The organism is Sphingomonas sp. Root241 (assembly GCF_001428865.1).
Lineage (GTDB): Bacteria > Pseudomonadota > Alphaproteobacteria > Sphingomonadales > Sphingomonadaceae > Sphingomonas.
The window spans coordinates 1,319,726-1,342,662 of the sequence record NZ_LMIV01000001.1 but is presented as its reverse complement, the minus strand read 5'-3'; the positions used below and the strand labels follow the sequence as shown (position 1 = coordinate 1,342,662).

At 64.7% G+C, this 22,937-nt stretch carries 24 protein-coding genes; 9 read left to right on the top strand and 15 right to left on the bottom strand.

The annotated features are described in order from the left end of the window. The first annotated feature begins 10 nt into the window (after nt 1-10). The 5 genes from ASE13_RS06200 to ASE13_RS06180 all read left to right on the top strand — a co-directional run bounded on the left by ASE13_RS06200 (nt 11) and on the right by ASE13_RS06180 (nt 1,895). Nucleotides 11-538 (top strand): hypothetical protein, encoded by a 528-nt coding sequence (locus ASE13_RS06200; protein WP_056612719.1) that lies wholly within the window; start codon nt 11-13, stop codon nt 536-538. 13 nt (nt 539-551) lie between these two features. After that, the gene (locus ASE13_RS06195) at nt 552-893 is read left to right on the top strand and encodes a phage holin family protein (protein ID WP_056612717.1); all 342 of its coding nucleotides are present in this window, start codon (nt 552-554) and stop codon (nt 891-893) included. Beyond that, nucleotides 890-1,237, top strand: coding sequence for a DUF3618 domain-containing protein (locus tag ASE13_RS06190; RefSeq protein WP_156404757.1), 348 nt, complete (start codon nt 890-892; stop codon nt 1,235-1,237). Before ASE13_RS06195 ends, ASE13_RS06190 begins: the two co-directional genes overlap by 4 nt. After that, on the top strand, nt 1,234-1,593 hold the full coding sequence (locus ASE13_RS06185) for a hypothetical protein (protein WP_235536863.1): 360 nt from the start codon (nt 1,234-1,236) through the stop codon (nt 1,591-1,593). Before ASE13_RS06190 ends, ASE13_RS06185 begins: the two co-directional genes overlap by 4 nt. Nucleotides 1,594-1,667: 74 nt before the next feature. Then, on the top strand, nt 1,668-1,895 hold the full coding sequence (locus tag ASE13_RS06180) for a DUF4170 domain-containing protein (RefSeq protein WP_056612715.1): 228 nt from the start codon (nt 1,668-1,670) through the stop codon (nt 1,893-1,895). A gap of 4 nt (nt 1,896-1,899) precedes the next feature. On the opposite strand, the gene ASE13_RS06175 is transcribed toward ASE13_RS06180, so the two are convergent. From ASE13_RS06175 to carA, 5 genes are all read right to left on the bottom strand, one after another. After that, a complete protein-coding gene (locus ASE13_RS06175; protein WP_056612713.1) occupies nt 1,900-2,526 on the bottom strand; it encodes a rhomboid family intramembrane serine protease in 627 nt (208 codons plus the stop codon). Between the two features lie 8 nt (nt 2,527-2,534). Next, nucleotides 2,535-3,011: a transcription elongation factor GreA gene (greA, locus tag ASE13_RS06170; protein WP_056612711.1), complete on the bottom strand. Its 477-nt coding sequence runs from the start codon at nt 3,009-3,011 to the stop codon at nt 2,535-2,537. Nucleotides 3,012-3,091: 80 nt separating this feature from the next. After that, nucleotides 3,092-6,424 (bottom strand): carbamoyl-phosphate synthase large subunit, encoded by a 3,333-nt coding sequence (gene carB, locus ASE13_RS06165; RefSeq protein WP_056612710.1) that lies wholly within the window; start codon nt 6,422-6,424, stop codon nt 3,092-3,094. After that, nucleotides 6,424-7,131, bottom strand: a complete 708-nt coding sequence (locus tag ASE13_RS06160) for a hypothetical protein (RefSeq protein WP_056612708.1) — start codon at nt 7,129-7,131, stop codon at nt 6,424-6,426. Before ASE13_RS06160 ends, carB begins: the two co-directional genes overlap by 1 nt. Then, nucleotides 7,128-8,303, bottom strand: coding sequence for a glutamine-hydrolyzing carbamoyl-phosphate synthase small subunit (gene carA, locus ASE13_RS06155; RefSeq protein WP_056612706.1), 1,176 nt, complete (start codon nt 8,301-8,303; stop codon nt 7,128-7,130). Before carA ends, ASE13_RS06160 begins: the two co-directional genes overlap by 4 nt. A gap of 140 nt (nt 8,304-8,443) precedes the next feature. Between carA and ASE13_RS06150 the strand changes: the two genes are divergently transcribed. Genes ASE13_RS06150 through rpoD form a run of 4 tightly spaced genes read left to right on the top strand, consistent with a single transcriptional unit; the run spans nt 8,444 to nt 13,347 of the window. Beyond that, nucleotides 8,444-8,896 carry a GatB/YqeY domain-containing protein gene (locus ASE13_RS06150; protein ID WP_056612704.1) on the top strand — a complete coding sequence of 151 codons (453 nt, stop codon included), beginning with the start codon at nt 8,444-8,446 and terminating at the stop codon, nt 8,894-8,896. A gap of 1 nt (nt 8,897) precedes the next feature. Next, nucleotides 8,898-9,422 (top strand): endonuclease domain-containing protein, encoded by a 525-nt coding sequence (locus ASE13_RS19365; protein ID WP_082596394.1) that lies wholly within the window; start codon nt 8,898-8,900, stop codon nt 9,420-9,422. Continuing rightward, complete coding sequence (dnaG, locus tag ASE13_RS06145) at nt 9,413-11,266, top strand: DNA primase (protein WP_056612702.1); 1,854 nt, start codon at nt 9,413-9,415, stop codon at nt 11,264-11,266. Before ASE13_RS19365 ends, dnaG begins: the two co-directional genes overlap by 10 nt. Before the next feature lie 41 nt (nt 11,267-11,307). Then, a complete protein-coding gene (gene rpoD, locus ASE13_RS06140; protein ID WP_056612700.1) occupies nt 11,308-13,347 on the top strand; it encodes an RNA polymerase sigma factor RpoD in 2,040 nt (679 codons plus the stop codon). Nucleotides 13,348-13,671: 324 nt separating this feature from the next. Here the strand turns inward: rpoD and ASE13_RS06135 are convergent, their stop codons facing one another. The 10 genes from ASE13_RS06135 to ASE13_RS06095 form a co-directional block, all read right to left on the bottom strand. Continuing rightward, on the bottom strand, nt 13,672-14,157 hold the full coding sequence (locus tag ASE13_RS06135; RefSeq protein WP_156404756.1) for a hypothetical protein: 486 nt from the start codon (nt 14,155-14,157) through the stop codon (nt 13,672-13,674). Further along, nucleotides 14,157-14,498 carry a hypothetical protein gene (locus ASE13_RS19360; protein WP_235536862.1) on the bottom strand — a complete coding sequence of 114 codons (342 nt, stop codon included), beginning with the start codon at nt 14,496-14,498 and terminating at the stop codon, nt 14,157-14,159. The genes ASE13_RS06135 and ASE13_RS19360 overlap by 1 nt, the downstream gene beginning before the upstream one ends. 216 nt (nt 14,499-14,714) lie before the next feature. After that, complete coding sequence (gene rpmE, locus ASE13_RS06130) at nt 14,715-14,945, bottom strand: 50S ribosomal protein L31 (protein WP_029724515.1); 231 nt, start codon at nt 14,943-14,945, stop codon at nt 14,715-14,717. 107 nt (nt 14,946-15,052) lie between these two features. Then, complete coding sequence (gene fabZ, locus ASE13_RS06125) at nt 15,053-15,532, bottom strand: 3-hydroxyacyl-ACP dehydratase FabZ (protein WP_056612696.1); 480 nt, start codon at nt 15,530-15,532, stop codon at nt 15,053-15,055. Then, nucleotides 15,529-16,278 (bottom strand): OmpH family outer membrane protein, encoded by a 750-nt coding sequence (locus tag ASE13_RS06120; protein WP_056612694.1) that lies wholly within the window; start codon nt 16,276-16,278, stop codon nt 15,529-15,531. Before ASE13_RS06120 ends, fabZ begins: the two co-directional genes overlap by 4 nt. Next, complete coding sequence (bamA, locus tag ASE13_RS06115) at nt 16,278-19,007, bottom strand: outer membrane protein assembly factor BamA (RefSeq protein WP_082596615.1); 2,730 nt, start codon at nt 19,005-19,007, stop codon at nt 16,278-16,280. Before bamA ends, ASE13_RS06120 begins: the two co-directional genes overlap by 1 nt. A gap of 136 nt (nt 19,008-19,143) precedes the next feature. Beyond that, nucleotides 19,144-20,277, bottom strand: coding sequence for an RIP metalloprotease RseP (gene rseP, locus ASE13_RS06110; protein ID WP_056612692.1), 1,134 nt, complete (start codon nt 20,275-20,277; stop codon nt 19,144-19,146). Continuing rightward, nucleotides 20,274-21,431, bottom strand: coding sequence for a 1-deoxy-D-xylulose-5-phosphate reductoisomerase (locus tag ASE13_RS06105; RefSeq protein ID WP_056612690.1), 1,158 nt, complete (start codon nt 21,429-21,431; stop codon nt 20,274-20,276). Before ASE13_RS06105 ends, rseP begins: the two co-directional genes overlap by 4 nt. Continuing rightward, the gene (locus ASE13_RS06100; protein ID WP_156404827.1) at nt 21,431-22,204 is read right to left on the bottom strand and encodes a phosphatidate cytidylyltransferase; all 774 of its coding nucleotides are present in this window, start codon (nt 22,202-22,204) and stop codon (nt 21,431-21,433) included. The genes ASE13_RS06105 and ASE13_RS06100 overlap by 1 nt, the downstream gene beginning before the upstream one ends. After that, nucleotides 22,204-22,935, bottom strand: coding sequence for an isoprenyl transferase (locus tag ASE13_RS06095; protein ID WP_056612686.1), 732 nt, complete (start codon nt 22,933-22,935; stop codon nt 22,204-22,206). The genes ASE13_RS06100 and ASE13_RS06095 overlap by 1 nt, the downstream gene beginning before the upstream one ends. Nucleotides 22,936-22,937 lie beyond the last annotated feature (2 nt).

Genomic DNA, 22,937 nt, shown 5'->3' with positions numbered 1-22,937 from the left:
GGCCCAAGCCATGGCTGACGCGAAGACCCCAAAATCCACCGGCGGCGAGCAAGTCGCTTTCGAAGCGGACCCCAAGCTCGAGGCGACGGCCGGCGGCGCAGGACCTGCCGCGATCAATTTCGAAGCGGCGGACGATCTCGGCGGATCCACGTCCGGCGCGACCCGGAAGCTCAAGGACGAGGCGTCGAAGCTAGGCACGCAGGCGGCCGACCGCGCCCGCGCCTTTGCCGGCGAGAACAAGGAACGCGCCACCAACGCGCTCGACGAAGTCGCCAAGATGTTCGAGGGCGCCGCTCTCGACGTCGATGCACGGCTCGGTGAGCAATATGGCAAATATGCCCGTTCTGCCGCCCAGGGCATCTCGAACTTCGCCGAGAGCCTGCGCGGCAAGGAAGTCGACGATCTGTTCAATGACGCGACCGATCTGGTGAAGAAGAGCCCGGTCATCGCCGTGGGCGCTGCGGCCGCGGTCGGTTTCGTCGTCGCGCGGCTGATCAAGTCGGGGGTCGACGCGGCTTCCGAAACCACCGACGCCTGACGGGTAAAGGGGGGTGAGCGAGCCAGAGGCAGCGGAAGAGAGCATCGGCGAGCTGATCGGGCGGCTCGTCGAGGACGGCAAGGACGTTGCTCGCGCCGAAATCGATTATTATCGCACGCTCGCCGCCACCAAGATCGGCGAGGCCAGGGCCGGGCTGATCCTCGGCATCGCCGCGCTGGTGATCGCGCTCTGCTCGGTCACTGCGTTGCTCGTCGGGCTGATCCTGTCGCTGACGCCGCTGGTCGGCCCGGCACTCGCCACGCTGATCGTGATCGTCGTGGCGTTCGCGCTTGCCGGCCTGCTCGGCTGGCTCGCCTATCGGCAGATGGCGCGCCTGTTCGGGAGCGATGCATGAGCACCGATCCGCAATTGCTCGCCGCCGAGGCGCAGGTCCAGGCCGCCCGAACCCGCCTGTTCGCGACCCTCGATGCAGTGCAGGAGCGGCTCAAGCCTTCGCATCTCGCGGAAAATGCCGTCGAAATCGCCGCGCTGGGCGTCGCCTCGACTGCCCGCAAGGGCGCCGAGGCCGTCCGCTCGCGTCCCTTCGCCGTCGCTGCGATCGCCGGAACGGTGGGCCTCGTCTTCGCGCGGGGCTGGATCGCCGACATGCTTCGCCGCCGCAATGAAACCGCCCCCGCCGCCGATGGTTTGAACAAAAAGACATCCGCGAAGCCCGCGAAGAAAGGACAGCCCAGATGAGCAACGACAATGTGAGCGCGCCCAAGGCAGCCAACCAGAACGGCAGCGCCCGAGCTCGTGCGGCAAAGGCGGCCGAGGGGATCGGCGACAATCCGGTCGCGCTCCTCGCCGGCGGCATCGCGCTCGGCGTGGTCATCGGCATGCTGCTGCCCCGCTCGGCGAAGGAGCGCGAATTGCTCGACCCGGTCGGCCGCCAGCTCGCCGATCGCGCCACCGCCACGGCGAGTGCGGTGAAGCAGGCCGGCAAGCAGGAGATCGAATCGCTCCTCCCCGGCCGCGACGCCACCAAGGAACGCGCCACCGCGCTGTTCGGCAACCTCCTCGAAGCCGCCAAGGGCGCCGGACAAAAAGCCTAAAGGCGAGATCGGGGTTGAGCGGTTAAGCCTTTGCCCGGTAAGGGCAGGTCAAACCGCTCTCCCCAGGAGTTTCGATGAGCAAGCTTCACCTCGTCTTCGGCGGTCGCGTGACCGATCCGCAGACCCTCGATTTCACCGATCCGACCAAACTCGACGTGGTCGGCATCTTCCCGGATTATGCCAGCGCCGAAAAGGCGTGGCGCGCAGCCGCGCAGCGCACGGTGGACGATGCGGAGATGCGCTATGTCGTGGTCCATCTCCACCGGCTGCTTGAGCCGGACCTCGAAAAGCCGGCGGCCTGAGGCCTCAGGCCCGCCGCCAGTTCCACGCCAGCAGCGGCTTGGCGAGCGCGAGGCCGGCGACGAACCCGCCGATATGCGCCGCCGCCGCGACGGCTACGCCCGCGCCGAGGAACGCGAAGGCAGTCAGCAGATTGACCACCGTCCAGGCAGCCGCCAGCCAGAGCACGTGCACTGCCTGTGCCGGGATCGGGCCGATTGCCCGGGCGCGCGAACGGCCGAACAGCAGGGAATAGGCGCCGACCACAGCCGACGCGGCGCCGCTGGCGCCGATCATCGGAGTCATCGACATGGGATCCGGCAGCCACTGCGCGAGCGCCGCGGCATAGGCCCCGACGACATAGAGTATGACGATGCCCGCCGGACCGACCGCGCGTTCGGTTTCCTTGCCGGTGAAGCCCAGCATCAGCATGTTCATCGCAAGGTGGAAGATGCCGGCATGCAGGAACGCGCTCGACAGGGGCGTCAGCCACACCGGCACCGCCCACATGTCGTCGATCACCAACCCGCTCAGGCGACGTGGAATGAACCCGCCGGCATAGGCCGCGAGCACCTCATGATTGCCGAGCGTGACGGCAAGGCTGACCACGATCGTGACCAGCACGATGATCGAAGTCGCCGATAGTCGGCGCATGGCCGGCCTCAGATGAATTCGATCTTGGAAACCAGATAGTAGCGGTCGCCCGCGGGCACCGAGACCTCGACTTCCTCTTCGACCTTGCGGCCGATCAGCGCGCGCCCGATCGGCGAATTGTACGAGATGCGGCCCTTGCTCGCATCCGCCTCGGTCTCGCCGACGATCTGGTACCTGATCGGCTTGTCGTCCTCGTCGAGCAACGTCACCGTCGCGCCGAACACGACCTTGTCGCCCGACAGGTCTTTGGGATCGATGATCTGGGCGCGGCTGAGCTTGCCTTCGATATCCGAGATCGTGGCTTCGTTCTGGCCCTGCTGCTCCTTGGCGGCATGATATTCGGCATTTTCCGAAAGATCGCCGTGCGCACGCGCTTCCTCGATCGCATCCACGATCAGCGGACGTTCCGCTTTGAGGCGCTTCAGCTCGGCAGTGAGCTTCTCATAGCCCTCCTTGAGCATCGGCATCTTTTCGACCGTCGCCATTCCATTCCGCCCTTCAAACGCCTCGATCCCCAAGCGTCCCACATGGGATACGCCCGCACATTAACATCGATTGGGGGAGATCAATTGTGCGAGTGCGAATAATAAGACTGGAGCGGGCAAACATCAAGCGCCTGCCCAGAAAGCGCCGCAATCGCCCTTGCTGTCGCGACGCTGGCCGGTGCGGTGGTGAAGTAGGGAATCTTCTGCGCCATCGCCGTCGCGCGAATGCTCGCCGAGTCCTTGAGCGACTGCCAGCCCTCGGTGGAGTTGAAGATCAGCGCGACATCGCCGTCCTGAATCCGATCGACGATATGCGGCCGGCCTTGCGCAACCTTGTTCACGCGCTCGACAGCGATGCCCTCGGCTTCGAGATAATCGGCGGTTCCCCCGGTGGCGATGATCCGGAAGCCCAGGTCCGCGAGGATCTGCACGCCGGGCAGCACTACCGGCTTGTCGCTGTCCTTGACGCTGACGAACAGGGTGCCGGACGACGGCAACACCGTCCCCGCCCCGAGCTGCGACTTGGCGAAGGCGGTGGCGAAATCGCGATCGATGCCCATCACTTCGCCGGTGGACTTCATCTCGGGTGAGAGCACCGGATCGACTCCGGGGAAGCGCGCCCAGGGGAAGACCGCTTCCTTCACCGCGATATAATCGATGTCGCGATCGATCTTCGGCAGGTCCTTGAGCTTCTCGCCCGCCATCACGCGTGCCGCGATCTTGGCGATGGGGATGCCGATCGCCTTGGCGACGAAGGGCACCGTGCGGCTGGCGCGCGGATTGACCTCGATGAGGTACACCTCGCCGTCCTTGACCGCGAACTGAATGTTCATCAGCCCCTTGACCTTGAGCGCACGGGCGAGCGCCTCGGTCTGCCTTTCGATCTCGGCGACGATCTCGGCGGAGAGGCTGTAGGGCGGGATCGAGCAGGCGCTGTCGCCCGAATGCACGCCGGCTTCTTCGATATGCTGGAGCACCCCCGCGACCACGACGTCGTCGCCGTCGGCGATCGCATCGACATCGACTTCGATTGCGTCGCGCAGATACTGGTCGATGAGGACGGGCGAGTCCCCGGAGACCTGCACGGCGGTCTGGATATAGTCGTCGAGCTGCTGGAGCGTGTCGACGATCTCCATCGCCCGGCCGCCCAGCACGTAGCTCGGCCGCATCAGCACGGGGAAGCCGATCCGCTCGGCCGCCGCCACTGCCTCGTCGCGGCTGCGCGCCAGACCGTTGGCGGGCTGCTTGAGCCCCAATTTGGCGACCAGGTCCGCGAAACGCTCGCGATCCTCGGCAAGATCGATCGCGTCAGGCGAAGTACCCAGGATCGGAATCCCGGCATCTTCCAGCGCCTGGGCGAGGTTGAGCGGCGTTTGTCCGCCGAACTGGACGATCACGCCTACCAGATTGCCGTTCGACTTCTCGACTTCGAGGATCTCGAGCACGTCCTCGGCAGTCAGCGGCTCGAAATAGAGGCGATCGGACGTGTCATAGTCGGTGCTCACCGTCTCCGGATTGCAATTGACCATGATCGTCTCATAGCCCGCGTCGGCCAGCGCGAAGCAGGCGTGGCAGCAGCAATAATCGAACTCGATCCCCTGCCCGATCCGGTTCGGCCCGCCGCCGAGGATCACCACCTTCTTGCGATCGGTGGGATTGGACTCGCACTCGGGCTCGCCGAAGCTCGGCGCCTCATAGGTCGAGTACATGTACGGCGTCTTCGCCTCGAACTCGGCGGCACAGGTGTCGATCCGCTTGAACACCGGGCGCACGCCGAGCTTGTGGCGCAGCTTCCGCACATCCGCCTCGGTCACGCCGCCGCTCATCGCCTTGGCGACTTCGCCGATCAGCCCGTGGCTGCGCGCCATCGTCTCCGAGCCGCGACGCATGTTGACGGACTTGAGCGCCAGATAAGCGAGCCTTTTGTCGCTGAATCCCATCGCCTTCAATTTGCGCATGCCCGCGGCATCCTGCGGCAGTCCGCCGCGGCACACGGCCTCTTCGGCTTCGACGATCTCGGCGATCCGCTGAAGGAACCACGGGTCATAGGCGGTGAGCGCCTGCACCTCGGCGACCGTGAAGCCTTCGCGCAGCGCCTGCGCCGCGATCAGCAGCCGGTCGGGCGAGCGGACGGCCAGCGCCGCCTCGATCTCGTCGCGCGGCGCGCCGGCGAGGCGGTCGACCTGATTGAAGCCGCTCAGCCCCGTTTCGAGCCCGCGCAGCGCCTTCTGCATCGATTCATGAATGTTGCGGCCGATCGCCATGACCTCGCCGACCGACTTCATCGCGGTGCCCAAGGTCGCCTCGGCGCCCTTGAACTTCTCGAAGGCGAAACGGGGGATCTTGGTGACGACATAGTCGATCGTCGGCTCGAACGACGCAGGGGTCGCCCCGGTGATGTCGTTCGTAATCTCGTCCAGCGTGTAACCCACCGCCAATTTGGCCGCGACCTTGGCGATCGGGAAGCCCGTCGCCTTGGAAGCCAATGCCGATGAACGCGACACGCGCGGATTCATCTCGATGACGATCAGGCGGCCGTCCTTCGGATTCACGGCGAACTGTACGTTAGAACCGCCGGTTTCGACGCCGATTTCCCGGAGTACCGCGATCGATGCATTGCGCATGATCTGGTATTCCTTGTCGGTCAGCGTCAGCGCCGGCGCGACGGTGATCGAATCGCCGGTGTGGGTGCCCATCGCATCGACATTCTCGATGCTGCAGATGATGATGCAATTGTCCGCACGGTCGCGGACCACTTCCATCTCATATTCCTTCCAGCCGAGCAGCGATTCCTCGATCAGCACCTCGGTGGTCGGCGAGAGATCGAGCCCGGAGCGCACGATCGCGATGAATTCCTCGCGATTATAGGCGATGCCGCCGCCCGATCCGCCCATGGTGAAGCTGGGGCGGATGATCGCCGGCAGCCCGACATGCTCGAGCGCGGCCAGCGCCTCGGCCTCGCTGTGCGCGATCGCCGAGCGGGCCGATTCCAGCCCGATCCTGGTCATCGCGTCCTTGAACTTCAGCCGGTCCTCGGCCTTGTCGATCGCCTCGGCGTCCGCACCGATCATGATGCAGCCGAACTTCTCCAGCGTGCCGTCATTGGCCAGCGCCAGCGCGGTGTTGAGCGCGGTCTGCCCGCCCATCGTCGGGAGCACCGCATCGGGGCGCTCTTTCTCGATGATCTTGGCGACGATCGCCGGCGTGATCGGCTCGACATAGGTTGCGTCGGCCAGTTCGGGATCGGTCATGATCGTCGCCGGGTTCGAATTGACCAGGACGATGCGATAGCCCTCTTCCTTGAGCGCCTTGATCGCCTGCGTGCCCGAATAATCGAACTCGCACGCCTGACCGATGACGATCGGCCCCGCGCCGATGACGAGGATGGAGGAGATGTCGGTGCGTTTGGGCATTACAATCCCAACCACTTCAGAAACGCGGCCAAAGCAACACCCACCAGTGTCTTCACCTTTTCACTTGTCGTCGCTTTGAGTGCGGCTTTGAGGGGTTCAACAATGAGAGCAATCAGAGCCGCACGAAGAACCGGCCCCCCTCTTTTTAGCAGGCCGATACCAGTCTCGATATGGATGCGAATCCAACTGCGCTGCTCGTCATCTTCGAATTCGTTATCCCCACGCAAAGCGTCATCTGCTTCGACAATAGACGCTTCGGCCTCGATGTATGCGGCGGAGTTATGATTGACCGTAACGAAACCATCCGCAGAGGGAATTGCCTCAATAGATTCCGCGCCGGATACAAGACGCTCCATGTCATCCCATAGATTTTGATTTTTCAAAGCGGATTTGATCCAATCTTCGCTGGACCAACCTCGCGCAATGACTGCATTTTCGTTGTCCGCCGCAAATGCCGAGATGTCACTATCGGCTATCTCAAGAACCGTATCAGCGTAAGGATCGACAATGACCACCAAAATCCCCGCAGATTCCATTCTTTTAATAATGTAGGAAGCCACAGAATCCTGCAGATCAATAGCGTACTCTTTCGCAAAGGCCTGCTGTATAGATTCAATAGTGAGGGAGTGATTGATGGCCTTATTCGGCGAAATCGCATGAATGGCGTTCAGGACGCCGACAAATACGTAGTCAGCCGGATTGCTCACTTCATCATCTCCACAAACCGCTCGAACAGATACAGACTATCCTGCGGCCCCGGACTGGCCTCGGGGTGATATTGCACCGCGAACGCCGGCCGGTCGGTCAGCTCGAAACCCGCATTCGACCCGTCGAACAGCGACACATGCGTCTCGCGGGCATTCTCCGGCAGCGTCTTGCCCAGCACCGCGAAGCCGTGGTTCATGCTGGTGATCTCGACCGCGCCGTCGCTCAGCCTTTTGACCGGGTGGTTGGCGCCGCGATGACCCTGGAACATCTTCGAGGTTTCGGCGCCCACCGCCAGCGCCATCAACTGGTGGCCGAGACAGATGCCGAACACCGGCTTGCCGCTGTCGAGCATCGCGCGGATCACGGGCACGGCATATTCCGCGGTCGCGGCGGGGTCGCCCGGGCCGTTGGAAAGGAAGAAGCCGTCGGGCGCGAACGACATCGCCTGTTCGAACGTCGCGGTCGCCGGCAGAACGGTTACTTCAGCTCCGGCCTGAACAATGTTCCGGAAGATGTTATGCTTGCTGCCATAATCGATCGCAACGACGTGCGGGCGCTTTGGTGCACCAGTGTGACCCTGGCGTGACTTTTCGTATCCGGCTCCCAATCGCCACACGCCGCCTTCCCAGCCGAAATGGGTTTCGGCGGTGACCGTGATGGCGAGGTCCATGCCCTCCAGCCCCGGCCATTCGCGCGCCATCTGGAGCAGCAGCGGAATGTCGAACTCGCCGCTGGCCGAATGCGCGATCACGCCGTTGGGCGCGCCGCCGGTGCGGATCCGCCGGGTCAGTGCCCGCGTGTCGATCCCGGCCAACCCGATCCGGGCATGCTTCTTCATCCACGCGTCGAGATGCTCGGTCGAGCGGAAGTTGCTCGGCTCGGTCACATCTTCGCGGACGATCATCCCAAGTGCATGCGGATTGTCCGCCTCGACGTCGTCGGCATTGGCGCCGACATTGCCGATATGCGGAAAGGTGAAATTGATGATCTGACCGGCGAAGCTCGGATCGGTCATGATCTCCTGATAGCCGGTCATCGCGGTGTGGAAGCACACTTCGCCTACCGCCTGCCCCTCGGCGCCGAATCCCCTTCCCCACACCACGTCTCCGTTGGCGAGCACCAATACGCCGGTGGCTCCAGCGGGCACGGACATGGGTTTGGCTTCGGCCATTTAAGGGTGGCGCTCCAATAGAGGTTGCTGCGATGTCGCTAAGTGGTGGCGGCTAGACCCCTCCCCGCCCCGCGTCAACCGGTTCACGGATGCCGCGGCATCGGCTAGGGCTGATCGCTTTCCGATTATCGAGAGAGACCATGATTCGCGACGATATCAAGGCCGCGCAGATCGCCGCCATGAAAGCCGGCGACAAGGCGAGCCGCGGGGCCATCACCTTGATCCAGTCCGCGATCAAGAATCGCGACATCGAGGCGCGCACCGGCAAGGCCCCGGAGGACGACGACGCTTTGGTAGTCGAAGTGCTCCAGAAGATGGTCAAGCAGCGCCGCGAATCGATCGACATGTACACCAAGGGCGGCCGCCAGGAGCTCGCCGACGCCGAGGCGGCCGAAGTCGCAGTGATCGAGCGGTTCCTGCCGAAGCAGTTGAGCGCGGAGGAGACCGCCGCCGCTGTCGAGGCGATCAAGGCGGAGCTGGGCGCGTCGGGCATGAAGGACATGGGCCGCGTGATGGCGGAACTGAAGGCGCGGCACGCGACGACGCTGGACATGAGCAAGGCGAGTGCGGCGGTGAAGGCGGCTTTGAGCTGAGATGGAGGACGGGCCCAACGACTCTGCGCTTCCCCTCCCGCGAGCGGGAGGGGACCGAGGGGTGGGCCCCCGCCCTCCGCGGGCGACCCCGCGGGCAGAATCGCCAAAATTCCGTCTGGAACGCCCAACCGAGCGGGCACGCGAATTGCGAAACGACCCGACTCCCGCCGAAAAGCTTCTTTGGTCGCATCTTCGCAAATCACAGCTCGGCGGATTCAAGTTCACGCGTCAATTGCCGGTGGCCGGACACTTTGGCGATTTCGGGTGCCGTAGCGCGCGATTGATCATCGAGCTGGATGGCAGCCAGCACGCAGAACAAGCCGAACGGGATGCTGAACGAACGCGCCGGATCGAGGCCGAAGGCTATCGCGTGATCCGGTTTTGGAACAATGATCTGACTACGAACATGGCCGGTGTCCTGGAGACGATCCTGACGACCGCCACCGCTTGCGGAGAGCGGGGGCCCACCCCCCAGCCCCCTCCCGCACGCGGGAGGGGGAGCAGAAGGGCACCGAAATGTCCCTAACCCCCCAGTTCCTCGACGAGCTCCGCGCCCGCACCCTCCTCTCCGGCCTCATCGCCAAGACGGTGAAGCTCCAAAAGGCCGGCCGCGAGTTCCGCGCCTGCTGCCCCTTCCATCAGGAAAAGACGCCGAGCTTCTACGTCAACGACGACAAGGGCTTTTATCACTGCTTCGGCTGCTCGGCGCATGGCGATGCGATCCGCTGGATGACCGACCAGCGTGGTCTGCCCTTCATCGATGCCGTGAAGGAGCTGGCCCAGGCCGCGGGCATGGAGATGCCCGAGCAGGACCGCCGCTCCGCCGAAAAGGCCGAACGCGCCAAGGGCCTGCACGAGGCAATGGCCGATGCCGCGGCGTGGTTCGTCGAGAAGCTGAACGGCATCGAAGGCGCCGAGGCGCGGGGCGTGCTCAAGCGCCGCGGGATCACCGAGGAGACCGCCCGTTCCTTCGGCCTCGGCTTCGCTCCCGATTCGCGCGGCAAATTGAAGGAAGCGCTCAAGAGCTATGGCGACGCGATGCTGGTAGAGGCCGGCATGCTGATCCAGGTCGAGGAGAAGGAGCCGTACGACCGGTTCCGCGGCCGCCTGATGATCCCGATCCGCGATGTCCGCGGCCGTACGATCGCGTTCGGAGGCCGGATCATCGGCGATGGCGAGCCGAAATACCTCAATTCCCCCGAGACTCCGCTCTTCGACAAGGGCCGCACGCTCTACAATCTCGATCGCGCCCAGGCCGCCGCGCGCAAGGCCGACCGGATCATCGCAGTCGAAGGCTATATGGACGTGATCGCGCTCGCCCAGGCCGGGTTCGGCGAGGCGGTGGCCCCGCTCGGCACGGCGCTTACCGAACACCAGCTCGAGCGACTGTGGCGGATGGCCGATGAGCCCTTGCTCTGCTTCGACGGCGATTCGGCGGGGCAGAAGGCGGCACTTCGCGCTGCGCACCGTGCGCTGCCGATGCTCCAGCCGGGCCGAAGTCTCGCCTTCGTCACCCTTCCCGACGGGCTAGATCCCGACGATCTCGTCCGCACCAAGGGCGCAGCGGCGTTCGAGGCATTGCTCAGGGCACCGCAGCCGCTGGTCGACCGGATCTGGCAAAGCGAAGTCGCCGCCGAACCGCTCGACACTCCGGAGCGCCGCGCCGGACTCAAGCGCCGCCTGAGCGAGCTCGCCCAGACGATCGCCGATCCCAACGTCAAATCGGAGTATCAGGCCGAGTTCCGGCGCCGTTTCGACGAGCTGTTTGCGCGTCAGCCGCGCGAATTCCGGCCGCAGAGCCCTCGTGCGCGCCAGAAAGGCCCGTGGAAGCCCCCCGAGGCCATGCCGGGCATCACGATGCGTGGGGTACGCGCAGACGGGATCGACCCGGTACTCGCCAAGGCCGTGCTCGCCGGGCTGATCCGCCACCCTGCCGAAATCGCGCGCCATATGGAGGTGCTGGGGTCGCTGCGCAGTGCCTCGGGCGCGCTCGGCAAGTTGTTCGAGGCAGTGATCGACGTCGCGCTGGAGGACCGGCAGCTTGATAGCGGCAAAGTTCTCACCATATTGGCGCGATCCGGATTTGATTCTGTGGCGAGCGACCTCTTGAGAGCCGACACGCTTCCTTTCTCCTTCACACGCTCTCAGGCGGACGAAGCGAGGGCGCGTGAGGACTTGAACGAGGCCATAGCGGTGATGGTGGCGCGGCCAGCGGTCGACGCTGCACTCGCCGAGGCAACCGCGGCGTTGAGCAGGGACGGCTCGGAGGAAGCGTTCACCCGTCAGGTGGCGCTTTCGCGGAAGCGCCAGGAGCTCGAAGCGCGGCTTGCGAATCTGATGCTTGCGGACGAAGAAGAATTCGACGATTAGGGCGGCGTATAATGCCGCCATCTTGATTTCGAGGGTTATTGATGGCGAAGGCTAATGGCGGCGGCAGCGGCGAAGACACGGCGATTGACGTGGGTGACGCTCCGCTGATCGATCTCAACGAAGGCACGCTCAAGAAGCTTGTCGCCCGTGCGAAGAAGCGCGGCTACATCACCGTCGATCAATTGAACGAGATGCTGCCGCAGGACCAGATGTCCTCGGAGCAGATCGAGGACGTGATGTCGGCGCTCAACGACATGGGCATCAACGTCGTCGAGAACGAAGAAGGCGGCGAGGACGAGCAGGCCGAGGACGATACCCCGGACGAAGTCGATGCCTCGGACGGCAACGACGATTCGGCGCCCGCCTTCGAAGCCGCGAAGAAGAAAGAGACGGTCGATCGCACCGACGATCCCGTCCGCATGTACCTGCGCGAGATGGGCGCGGTCGAATTGCTCAGCCGCGAGGGCGAGATCGCGATCGCCAAGCGCATCGAGGCCGGCCGCGACACGATGATCCTCGGGCTCTGCGAGTCGCCGATCACCTTCAATGCGATCATCGGCTGGTCGAACGCGCTCAACGAAGGCACGATGCAGCTGCGCGAGATCCTCGATCTCGACGCGATGCTCTCCAAGGGTCCGTCGGCCGAGCAGGTCGAGGGCGCCGAGGAAGACGATAACGGCGAGATCAGCGAAAAGACCGCCGGCGCCTCGTTCAAGGAAGAGGAAGAGCCCGAGGAAGTCGCCGAGGAGGAGGACGAGGACTCGATGACCGAGCGCCGCGCCCCGCGGATCTCGGACGACGAGGAAGAGGACAACACCCTCAGCCTCGCCCAGATGGAGGAGACGCTCAAGCCGCAGGCGCTCGAGAAGTTCGCCAACATCACCTCGGTCTACAAGAAGTTCTCCAAGGTCCAGCAGGCCCGCCTCGATGCGATGGCCGCGGGCGGCGAGCTGCCAGCGACCGAGGAGCGCAAGTACCACAAGCTGCGCGAGGAGCTGACGGCCGAGGTCGAGAGCGTCCAGTTCCACAACGCCAAGATCGAATATCTCGTCGATCAGCTCTACAGCTTCAATCGCCGCCTGACCGCGCTGGGCGGCCAGATGCTGCGCCTCGCCGAGCGTCACAAGGTGCCCCGGAAAGATTTCCTCGATCGCTATGTGAACCACGAGCTCGATGAGCAGTGGCTCGGCTCGGTCGAGAAGCTCGACAAGAAATGGGCTGCCTTCGTCGCCAACGAGGCGGCGGCGGTCGATCGTATCCGCGTCGAAGTCTCCGAGATCAGCCAGGCGACCGGCATGGCGCTCGCCGAGTTCCGCCGCATCGTCAACATGGTGCAGAAGGGCGAGCGCGAGGCGCGCATCGCCAAGAAGGAGATGGTGGAAGCCAATCTCCGCCTCGTGATCTCGATCGCCAAGAAATACACCAATCGCGGCCTGCAGTTCCTGGATCTCATCCAGGAGGGCAATATCGGCCTGATGAAGGCGGTCGATAAGTTCGAATATCGCCGCGGCTACAAATTCTCGACCTATGCCACCTGGTGGATCCGCCAAGCGATCACGCGTTCGATCGCCGATCAGGCCCGCACGATCCGCATCCCGGTCCATATGATCGAGACGATCAACAAGCTGGTCCGCACCAGCCGCCAGTTCCTCCACGAGCAGGGCCGCGAGCCCACGCCCGAGGAAATGGCCGAACGCCTCTCCATGCCTTTGGAGAAGGTTCGCAAAGTTATGAAGATCGCAAAGGAGCCGATCAGCCTCGAAACGCCGATCGGCGACGAGGAGGATTCGCACCTCGGCGACTTCATCGAGGACAAGAACGCGGTCATCCCGGTGGACGCAGCGATCCAGGCGAACCTCAAGGAAACGGTCACCCGCGTCCTTGCCTCGCTCACGCCGCGCGAGGAGCGCGTGCTGCGCATGCGCTTCGGCATCGGCATGAACACCGATCACACGCTCGAGGAAGTCGGCCAGCAATTCTCGGTCACGCGCGAGCGCATCCGCCAGATCGAAGCCAAGGCACTGCGCAAGCTCAAGCATCCGAGCCGTTCGCGGAAGATGCGGTCGTTCCTCGACCAATAAGGTCGCGCGCGGCGCCCGCTGAGAAAATAGAACGGCCCCGGAATCGCTTCCGGGGCCGTTCTGGTTTTCGCGACGGGCGGCTTAACCGCCCGTCCTGAACGTCTGCCGGCCATGTTGTCGGCGGCCGGCAAACGCCCTCCCCCCGGATCGAAAACCGGTCGCTCGCGTGCGCGCTGCCGCACCTTGGTGCGACCGGCAGCAACAGCGAACTATGCAATTCAAATAGCGGATCGGCGCGGAACAAGTGTTGAACGAGTGTTCCGTCCGCTTGTGCGGAAGTTCCAGGGAAACGAAATTAAGCCTGAAATCGGTCGGTTGGCGCGATTATCTCGGAACCGCGCGCCATACCGCTGCCGCCACGCCGCCGCCACCGACGCTGAAGGCGGGGCTGTCGTCTTCGCCATCGAGTCGGAGCACGAGAGCCGTACTCAAGGCGGATTCACGATGGCGCGGCCTCGGCTGCGCGCGCATCACGTCGTAGACGGCATAGCTGCCCCCGGCGCGGGCTGTGACTTCTGGCAGCGTCGATCCCGGCCCCCATTCCACCGGTTCCGACGCATCATCGGCGGTGCGCTTCGCCGATTGCCCAGTAAGGAACGTTGTCTGGGGGAGCACCCGAAGGGGCGTGGCGCCGGCGGGAAGCATGAACGGCCTAGGGGCGGTTCGAACGCGTGCGGGCGGATCGCGACCCGGTGCGGCGGAGGCCTTGAGCATATTCGCGCGCGCCTTGGCGACGCCGCTTCGCTCGCCGGCAACTGCCGGGAACGACATTCCACACAGGATGACGCAGGCGACCACAGCCTTCAGCATCACCGTTTCCCCAAAGCAGTGAAGTTGCCGAAGCATGACGTTGTTTGCCGGGAGCCGCAACCCGGTTCGGGCTCATTCGGGCTCGTCCAGCCCTCACTCAGCCGTAAGTGCTTCAAACTCCTTGGGTGCGAGCGGCCGCTCGAACTCCAACCCCGCTCGAAATGATGCACCCAGATGACGCGAGCGGCGCAGCGCCCGATTTTGGAAAGCGCGAGCCAGATCGTCACGCCCGGCCATAACTCGGAATAGGTCTGGAGCCGCGCGCCGCTGACCGATAGATCGACGACCGCGCACAATGTCCGGTCGAGCCCGCCACGCCCGATCCGAGCGTCGAGCGACACCTGCGCGCACCTGGTATCTCCGCAGGCTCGAATTCTGCAGCAAAGGGCGCGGACCTCGATCCCATGCCGCAAAGGCTAGGCCGGCCCGGCTAACAGCGCCTTAAAAGAACATCCCGGCGAACCTCGGACCTTGCCCGAACCCTTTGGTCCGTCAGCAAAATCCGGCGTTCGCCGGGATGATGGTCTCGCAAGCGCCCGCCCTCGGGCGGCGCGCGATTACTTTTTGCCGAGCGAGAGGCCGCCGAAGCGCTTGTTGAAGCGCGCGACCTGACCACCCTGATCCAGCATCTGACCGCGGCCGCCGGTCCACGCCGGGTGCGCCAGCGGATCGATGTCGAGCGTCATCAGATCGCCTTCCTTGCCCCAGGTCGAGCGAGTCTCGAACACGGTGCCGTCGGTCATCTGCACCTTGATCATGTGGTAATCTGGATGCGTGTCTTTCTTCACGGGTCAATTCCTTGGAAAGGCCGCCGGTTTCCGACCGGCAGCGGACGCGGGCGGTTAGCAGAGGGGGCCGCCCAACGCAACCTCCCCTGCCCCGCGCGCGAAGGCGATCAGACTTTGGGCGGGTCCGCGATCATCGCAGTGAACTCGCATTCGGTGGCGACTTCGCCGTCCAGCAATGCCTTGCCGGCGAATTTGCACACGCGCGAACGTTTCTGGATGAATTCGACCTCGAGGCGGAGCAGCACGCCCGGCACGACCGGCTTGCGGAACTTCACGCCGTCGATCGACATGAAATAGACGAGCTTGCCCGAACCGGCGAGACCGAGGCTCTCGACCGCGAGCACGCCCGCCGCCTGCGCCAACGCCTCGACCTGGAGCACGCCGGGCATGATCGGACGCCCGGGGAAATGCCCCTGGAAGAATTCCTCGTTCATCGACACCGCCTTGATCGCGACGATGCGCTGGTCGATCACCAGCTCCTCGACGCGATCGACCAGCAGCATCGGATAACGATGCGGCAGCGCCGCCATCACCCGCTGGATATCCAACGGACCGATGGAGATGCTGCCGGTGTCGTTCTCGCTCACCGAGGCTCGGCCGGCTTGGCGGGCTGAGTCGCCGCGCCTGCCGCCGGAGCCGCGGCGGGAGCTGCGCCGCGCTGCGCTGCTGCCTGCTGCTGATAGGCCTGGAGCTGCGCCGCCTGGGCGATCTGCTGCTGGATCGCGAGCGTCTCGCGCGACGGCTGCCAGTCGGCCGGCGGCTGGATGCTCACGGTCGGCGCGACCTTGTCGATCTCGGCAGTGATCGCCTGGCTGATATTGGCCGAATCCGGTGCGTACATGAACACTTCCGGCGAAAGCACGACGCTGATTTTGCGGGCGTTCACGACGCGCAGCTGCGCTGCTTCGTACTGACGGAGCACCGACTCGATCGCAAAGAGCTCGGCACGCGCGGCGGGATTGCTCAGCCGACCGAGATCGTTCTGTGCGTTGGTCTGCGCGGTACGGATCTTCTCGATCGCCGGGTTCTTGGCGTTCTGCGCGGCCTTGCCTTCTTCCTCGCTGACCTTGCCGTCCTTGTTGGCGTCGAGCTGCGCGACGAGCGGCTTCAGTTCGTTCTCCAGCGCGGTACGGCGCTGTTGCATCTGGTCGAACGCCGCCTTGTAGGTTGTCGAAATCTGCTGGTTGGCAGTCGCGAAGGCCTTGGAGCTCGCCACGACGCTGGTCGGGTTCGCATAGGCGATGCCTGCGACCTGCGCGTTCGCGGGTACCGCGATTGCGAGCGCCGCGGGGGCGGCGAGCATCGCTGCGAGAATTGCTTTCTTCGTAATCATCAGAACTGGGTCCCTACGTTGAATGTCACAAGCTTGTCGTCGTCGCCGTCCGCCTTCACGAGCACCTTCGCAATGTCGATGCGCAGCGGCCCGAACGGCGAATTCCAGTTTACGCCGAAGCCGACCGAGATGCGCGGCTTGGCAGTATCGCCGACGAAGGTTTCGTAGAAAGGCGGGATAGTAGCAGCGGTGTTGATCGACGTGCCCACGCAATTGTTGAGCGCCGTACCATAGCCGACCGAGCAGGGCGTCACTGCGCCGGTACCCGGTACGAGATAAAGCGGGTTGTTGGAGGCATCGGTCTGCTGCTTGGGCAGCAGCGTCGGCGAGCCATCCTTGTTGAACAGCGGCTTGCCGGCGCTATCGGTCGCCTGGGCGAACTCGATCGTCTTGGCCGGACGCGTGATACCGAACAGGCTGCCGGCCATCACGAAGATCGACGGCCGCAGCCCCATTTCGGCCGCGCCCGCACCCAGCGGGATCTCGAGTTCGGCCTTGGTGAGGTAATATGCCTTTCCGCCCAGTGCGTCATCGATGACGTTGTCGTCACCGGTGACCATCGCCTGGGTGCTGCCGCCCGGCGCCAGCGGATCGCCGGTCAGCTGGATGCGCTGCACGCGCGGGCCAACGCCGCGGATATCGAAGCCGCGGAATTGCGGCTCGCCGAGGTAGAAGCGGTCGGTGATGCGGACCGGATCGCTGCCCGCTCTGGCCTTCTCCAGGCTGTGGATATAGCCGCCCTCGCCGGTGACCGAGAAGATGAAGCCGCTGCCGACATTCCAGTATTTGGCACCCTCGAAACGGGCGCGGGCATATTTCACTTCCCCGCCAAGACCCGCAAAGTCGGCACCCACGCTCATCCGCTGGCCGCGCGTCGGACGCAGGCGGCTGTTGAGGCTGTCGTAGATCAGCGAAACGCCGACCAGCGAAGTGATGCGATTGCCCACGGCCTCGCAATAATAACGGCCCGCCTTGAGCGGATCGCAGACCCCGTTTGTGTAGAACGAGGATTCATCGAGCGTCACGTCGTCCTGCCGCAGCGTATAGCGGCCCGACAGCGTCCAATATTCGGTGAGCGGCAGGCCGGCCACGAGCTGGAAGCCCGTCGCGACCTGGCTGTAGGTCGTGCTGCGATCGCTGCCGATATAGTTGAACGCATTATAGTCCTGCCGGAACAACGTTCCGCCGAGCGCGATGTTGGTATCGAACAGATAGGGCTCGGTGAAACCCAGCTCGACCGACTTCGAATAGCTCGAATAATCGACCGACGCCGACACCGTCTGGCCCATGCCGCGGAAATTGCGCTGGCGGATCGATGCCTGGAGGATGAAGCGCTCGAGGCTCGAGAAGCCCGCCGACAGCGTGAGCTCGCCGTTCGGACGCTCTTCGACATTGGCGGCAAGCACGATGCGGTCAGGCGCCGAGCCTTCCTTGCGCTCGATCTCGAACTTGTCCTGGAAATAGCCGAGCGAATTGATGCGGTCCTGCGAGCGCTTGACGAGGAACGTGTTGAACGCGTCGCCCTCCGCCACGCGGAACTCGCGGCGGATAACCTTGTCCTGCGTCTGGCGATTACCGGTGATGTCGATCCGCTCGATATAGGTGCGGTTCGATTCGCCGATGTGGAAGTTCATCGACATGGTGAGCTTTTCGCGGTCGCGCTGGAAGTCGGGGCGCACATCGGCAAAGGCATAGCCGAACGCGCCGGCCGTCTCGCTCAGCTGTTCGACCGTGTCTTCGACGGCCTTGGCGTTATACCATTGGCCTTCCTTGATGCTCAGCGCAGTGGCGAGGCGCTTGTCGTCGAAGTCGCGGATCGCGCTGTCGACGGTCACCGGACCGAATTTGTAGCGCGGGCCTTCTTCCACCACATAGGTGATGATGAAGTCCTTCTTGTCCGGCGTCAGCTCGGCGACGGCGGAGATCACGCGGAAATCGGCATAGCCCTCGGTCAGGTAGAACTGGCGCAGCTTCTGCTGATCGTACGCCAGGCGATCCTGGTCGTAGCTCGTGTTCGAGCTGAGCAGATGCATCAGGCTGGCGGTCTTGGTCGCCATCTCGCCGCGCAGCTTGCCGTCCGAGAACACTTCGTTGCCGATGATGTTGATCTGGCGGACCTTGGACTTCGGCCCCTCGCTGATCTCGAACACCACATCGACGCGGTTCTGGTCGAGGCTCACCATCTTCGGCTCGACATTCGCGGCGAAGCGGCCCTGACGGCGATAGAGCTCGATGATGCGCGCGACGTCGGCGCGGACCGCAGTGCGCGTGAAGATCTGGCGCGGCGCCAGCTTCACTTCCTTCTGGATCTTGTCGTTCTTGAGCCGCTTGTTGCCCTCGTAGATCACACGGTTGATCACCGGATTCTCACGGATGCGGATCACCAGATCGCCGGTCTCGAGGCCGCCGATCTCCACGTCGGCGAGCAGTTCGGACGCGAGCAGGTCCTTGATCGCCTGGTCGACGCTCTCGTTGGTGAAGGTATCTCCGGCGCGCAGCCGGGTATAGGACAGCACCGTTTCGGGCTCGAGGCGCTGCGCGCCCTCGACACGCAACGAGCGGATCGGGCGCGGTTGCTGCACGGGCACGGGCACAGGCGCGGCAGCCTGCGGAGCCGGCGCGGCAGCCTGCGGAGCCGGCGCGCCAGCCTGTGGTGCGGGTGCCGTCGGCGCGGGCGCGGGCGGCGTCTGGGCGGGGGCGGTCTGCGCATGCGCGAGGCCCGAGAGCATGGTGCCCGCGAGAAGCAACGCAGTGGCGCGTACGCCGAAATGATTAGCCTTGATCGTCACATCCCACCCCAAGTCGGATTTCGAGTAATGCCGCTGCCCACGCGACGCCGGAACAACCGCCCCTGCCTTAACCGCATCAGCCGATCAACCCGGCCAGATTTCTCCAGGCACCAAATCCGCCCAGATCGTTGAAAGTAACCAGCAGCATCAACGCCAGAATTGCGATCAGACCACCCCGGAAGGCCCATTCCATCACCTGAGGCTCGACCGGGCGGCGGCGTACGGCTTCGACTGCGTAGAACAGAAGATGCCCGCCATCCAGCACCGGAACTGGCAACAGGTTGATGAATCCGAGATTAATCGAAATGAGCGCGAGGAGGAATGCGAACTCGATGGGTCCCAGCGCGAGACGCTCACCTGAGACCTGCGCGATCTTGATCGGCCCTCCAAGCTCGGAAATCGATCGGCGGCCGGTGATGATCTGGCCGAGTCCGTCGAGCGTCATCTGGATGATCTCGCCGGTCTGTCGAATCCCGACCAGCGGCGCCTCCAGCAGGCCGACTGGCTTCACCACCGGCGCGCTGCTGGCGATACCGAGCACGCCGACCTTGAAGCTATTGCCGAAGCGGTCGCGCTCTTCGCGCTGGCCGATCACCGCGTCGGTTTCCAATGGCTGGCCCGCGCGCTCGAACTCGATATGGACCGCTTCGTTGGGGCGGAGCTGGGTGTATTTCACCATGTCGGTGAAGGCCTCGACCGAACGTCCGCCGAGCGACGTCACCCGGTCGCCGGGCCGGAGCCCCGCCACGGCCGCAGCGCTTCCCGGCGTGATGCCGCCGACCACTGAGGAGGTGCCGTTCTGGCCAAAAGCGACGGCGAACGCGGCGAGAATGACGATGGCCACGATAAAATTGGCGATCGGCCCGGCAGCGACGATGATCGCGCGCTGCCACAGCGGCTTGGCCTGGAAAGTCTTCGCGCGTTCCTGCGCGGGCAGCGAGAGCCATTCGGGCGAAGGCTGGCTCGCCGGGTTCATGTCGCCGGCGAAGCGGACATAGCCGCCCAGCGGCAGCCAGCAGAACTTCCAGCGGGTGCCGCGCTTGTCGGTGATGCCCGCGATCTCGCGGCCGAAGCCGATCGAGAATTCTTCGGCCTTCACGCCGAACCAGCGGCCCGCCAGATAATGTCCGAGTTCGTGCAGGAAAACGAGGGGCCCGATCACCAGCGCGAACGCGAGGACGGTGAGGAGGATACCGGGAGATTCGATCAAAGAACGCAGTCCTTCACACGCTCGCCCGCATACGCCCGCGCTTCGGCATCGATCGCCAGCACGGCATCCAGCGAATCCGGGGCGGCCGGATCGTAGCGCGCCAGCGTATCGGCAACGATTGCGGCAATTTCAAGAAATCCCACACGTCCGCCGAGGAATGCCGCCACGGCTACCTCGTTGGCTGCATTGAGGATCGCCGGCCGCGCCCCACCCGCGGAAAGGGCATTGCGTGCCAGCGTCAGCGCGGGGAAGCGCGCCGGGTCCGGCGCCTCGAAGTCGAGCCGCCCGATCCGTGCGAGATCGAGCGCTTCACAGGGTGTCGCCATCCGCTCGGGCCAGGCCAGCGCATAACCGATCGGCGTGCGCATATCGGGCGTGCCGAGCTGGGCGAGCACCGATCCGTCGACATATTCGACCATCGAATGCACCACCGACTGGGCGTGGACGAGAATGTCGAGCTGGTCCGCGCGCACCGGGAACAGATGGAAGGCTTCGATCAGCTCGAGCCCCTTGTTCATCATCGTCGCCGAATCGACCGATATCTTCGCACCCATCGACCAATTGGGATGCGCCACGGCCTGCGCCGGCGTGATCGCGCGCATCGCCTCGATCGGCGTGGCGCGGAACGGCCCCCCGCTGGCGGTGAGGATGATCTTCCGCACGCTGCGCGGCGCAGTGCGGTCGAGGCACTGGAAAACGGCATTATGCTCGGAATCGACGGGCAGCAGCGTCGTCGCATGCGCGTGCGCCGCCGCCGTCATGACGTCACCTGCCGAAACCAGCGCTTCCTTGTTGGCAAGTGCGACGGTGCCGCCTGCCTCGAGCGCAGCCATCACCGGCTTGAGCCCTGCCGTGCCGACGATCGCCGCCATCGTCCAGTCGGCACCCATCCGCGCCGCCTCGCAGACCGCCTCGGCCCCTGCCCGCGCCTCGACGCCGCTGCCTGCAAGCGCCTCGCAAAGCGCTTCGAGGCACGTCTCGTCCGCAACCACGGCGACTTGTGCGCGGGTGCGGATCGCCGCCGCGGCGAGCTTTGCGACGTCGCGATTGGCGGTCAGCGCGACGATTTCGAACTTCTCGGGCGCGCGCTCGATCAGATCCAGCGTCGAACTGCCCACCGAACCGGTGGCACCGAGGATCGTGACTCGTTTCATCAAGTCAGCACCAATACCAGCAATGCCGCCACCGGCGCCACGACGACGAGCCCGTCGAGCCTATCCATGATCCCGCCATGCCCGGGCAGCAGGTTCCCCGAGTCCTTCACGCCCGCCAGGCGCTTGAGATGGCTTTCGAAGAGATCCCCCATCTGCGCGAGCGCGGCAAGGAGGGGCGTCGCAATGGCCAACACCAGCGGCAGGCTAAGCCAGTAACTCAGCAATCCGGCGAACAACCCCGCGCTGATCACGCCCCCGATGAACCCTGCCCAGGTCTTGTTCGGGCTGATCTGCGGCGCCAGCTTCGGCCCGCCGATCGCCCGGCCCGCAAAATAGGCGCCGCTGTCGCAGGCCCAGACCAGCGCCATCGCCCAGAAGGTGTAGAGTAGCCCGTGCGGCTCCTGCACTCGCAAGGCCAGCAGCGCGAGCACCGGAAGCCCCGCATAGAGCACGCCCCCGGCAAGCGAAGGCCGCCGCGTCACCGCGCCGATGAAGAACATCGCACCGATCAACAGGCCGAGCGCCACGAATCCGGGGCCCGCGGCGAGCCCGGGCGCCATGATCGCGAGCGGCACTGTCAGGGCATATTGCGAGAGCCGCTTCTGCTGCGGGTTCGCTCCCGTCAATTCCGCCCATTCGCTCATCATCAGCAATGCGACCACGACGATGACCACCCAGAATCCCAGCCCTCCCGCCCAGAGCGCCGCTGCGGCGAGCCCAATGAGCGCGATGGCGACGACCAGACGCGTCGCGAGATCCGATTTGGCTTTGATCACAAGCCTCCGAAACGCCTCTGGCGTTGGCCGAACCGATCGAGCGCTTCGGCAAGCGCCGCCTCGTCGAAATCGGGCCAGAGCGTGTCGACGAACAACAATTCGGCATAGGCCGCCTGCCACAGCAGGAAATTCGACAGCCGATGCTCGCCCGAGGTTCGGATGAGCAGGTCGAGCGGCGGCAGATCGGCGGTCTCCAGCTCGGCTTCGAATCGCGCCTCATCGATCGCGGCGGTGTCGAGCGTCCCGTCACGCACCTGTTCCGCCAGACGGCGGGAGGCGGCGAGAATTTCCGCCTGCGCGCCGTAATTGAGCGCGATCACCAGCGTCGGGCCCGGATTGGAGGCGGTGCGCGCGACGGCGCCGTCGATCATCGCAACGAGATCGGGTGCAAGGCTGCGCCAGCCGCCGATCACGCGGAGCTTGACGCCCTCGGAAACGAGCTCGTCGAGTTCGCTCGCCAGGAAATGGCGGAGCAGCCCCATCAGGTCGCGGACCTCGTCCTCCGGACGCCGCCAATTCTCCGACGAGAAGGCGTAGAGCGTCAGGACTTCGATGCCGAGCTTGCGCGCGGCACGGGCGATGCGGCGAACCGCTTCGACGCCCTGCTTGTGCCCGGCGATGCGCGGCAGGAAGCGCTTCTTCGCCCAGCGCCCGTTGCCGTCCATGATGATGGCCACGTGACGCGGGATCGTACCCGCGGGGAGGTCGGGAGCGGGTCTGGCGGCCATGT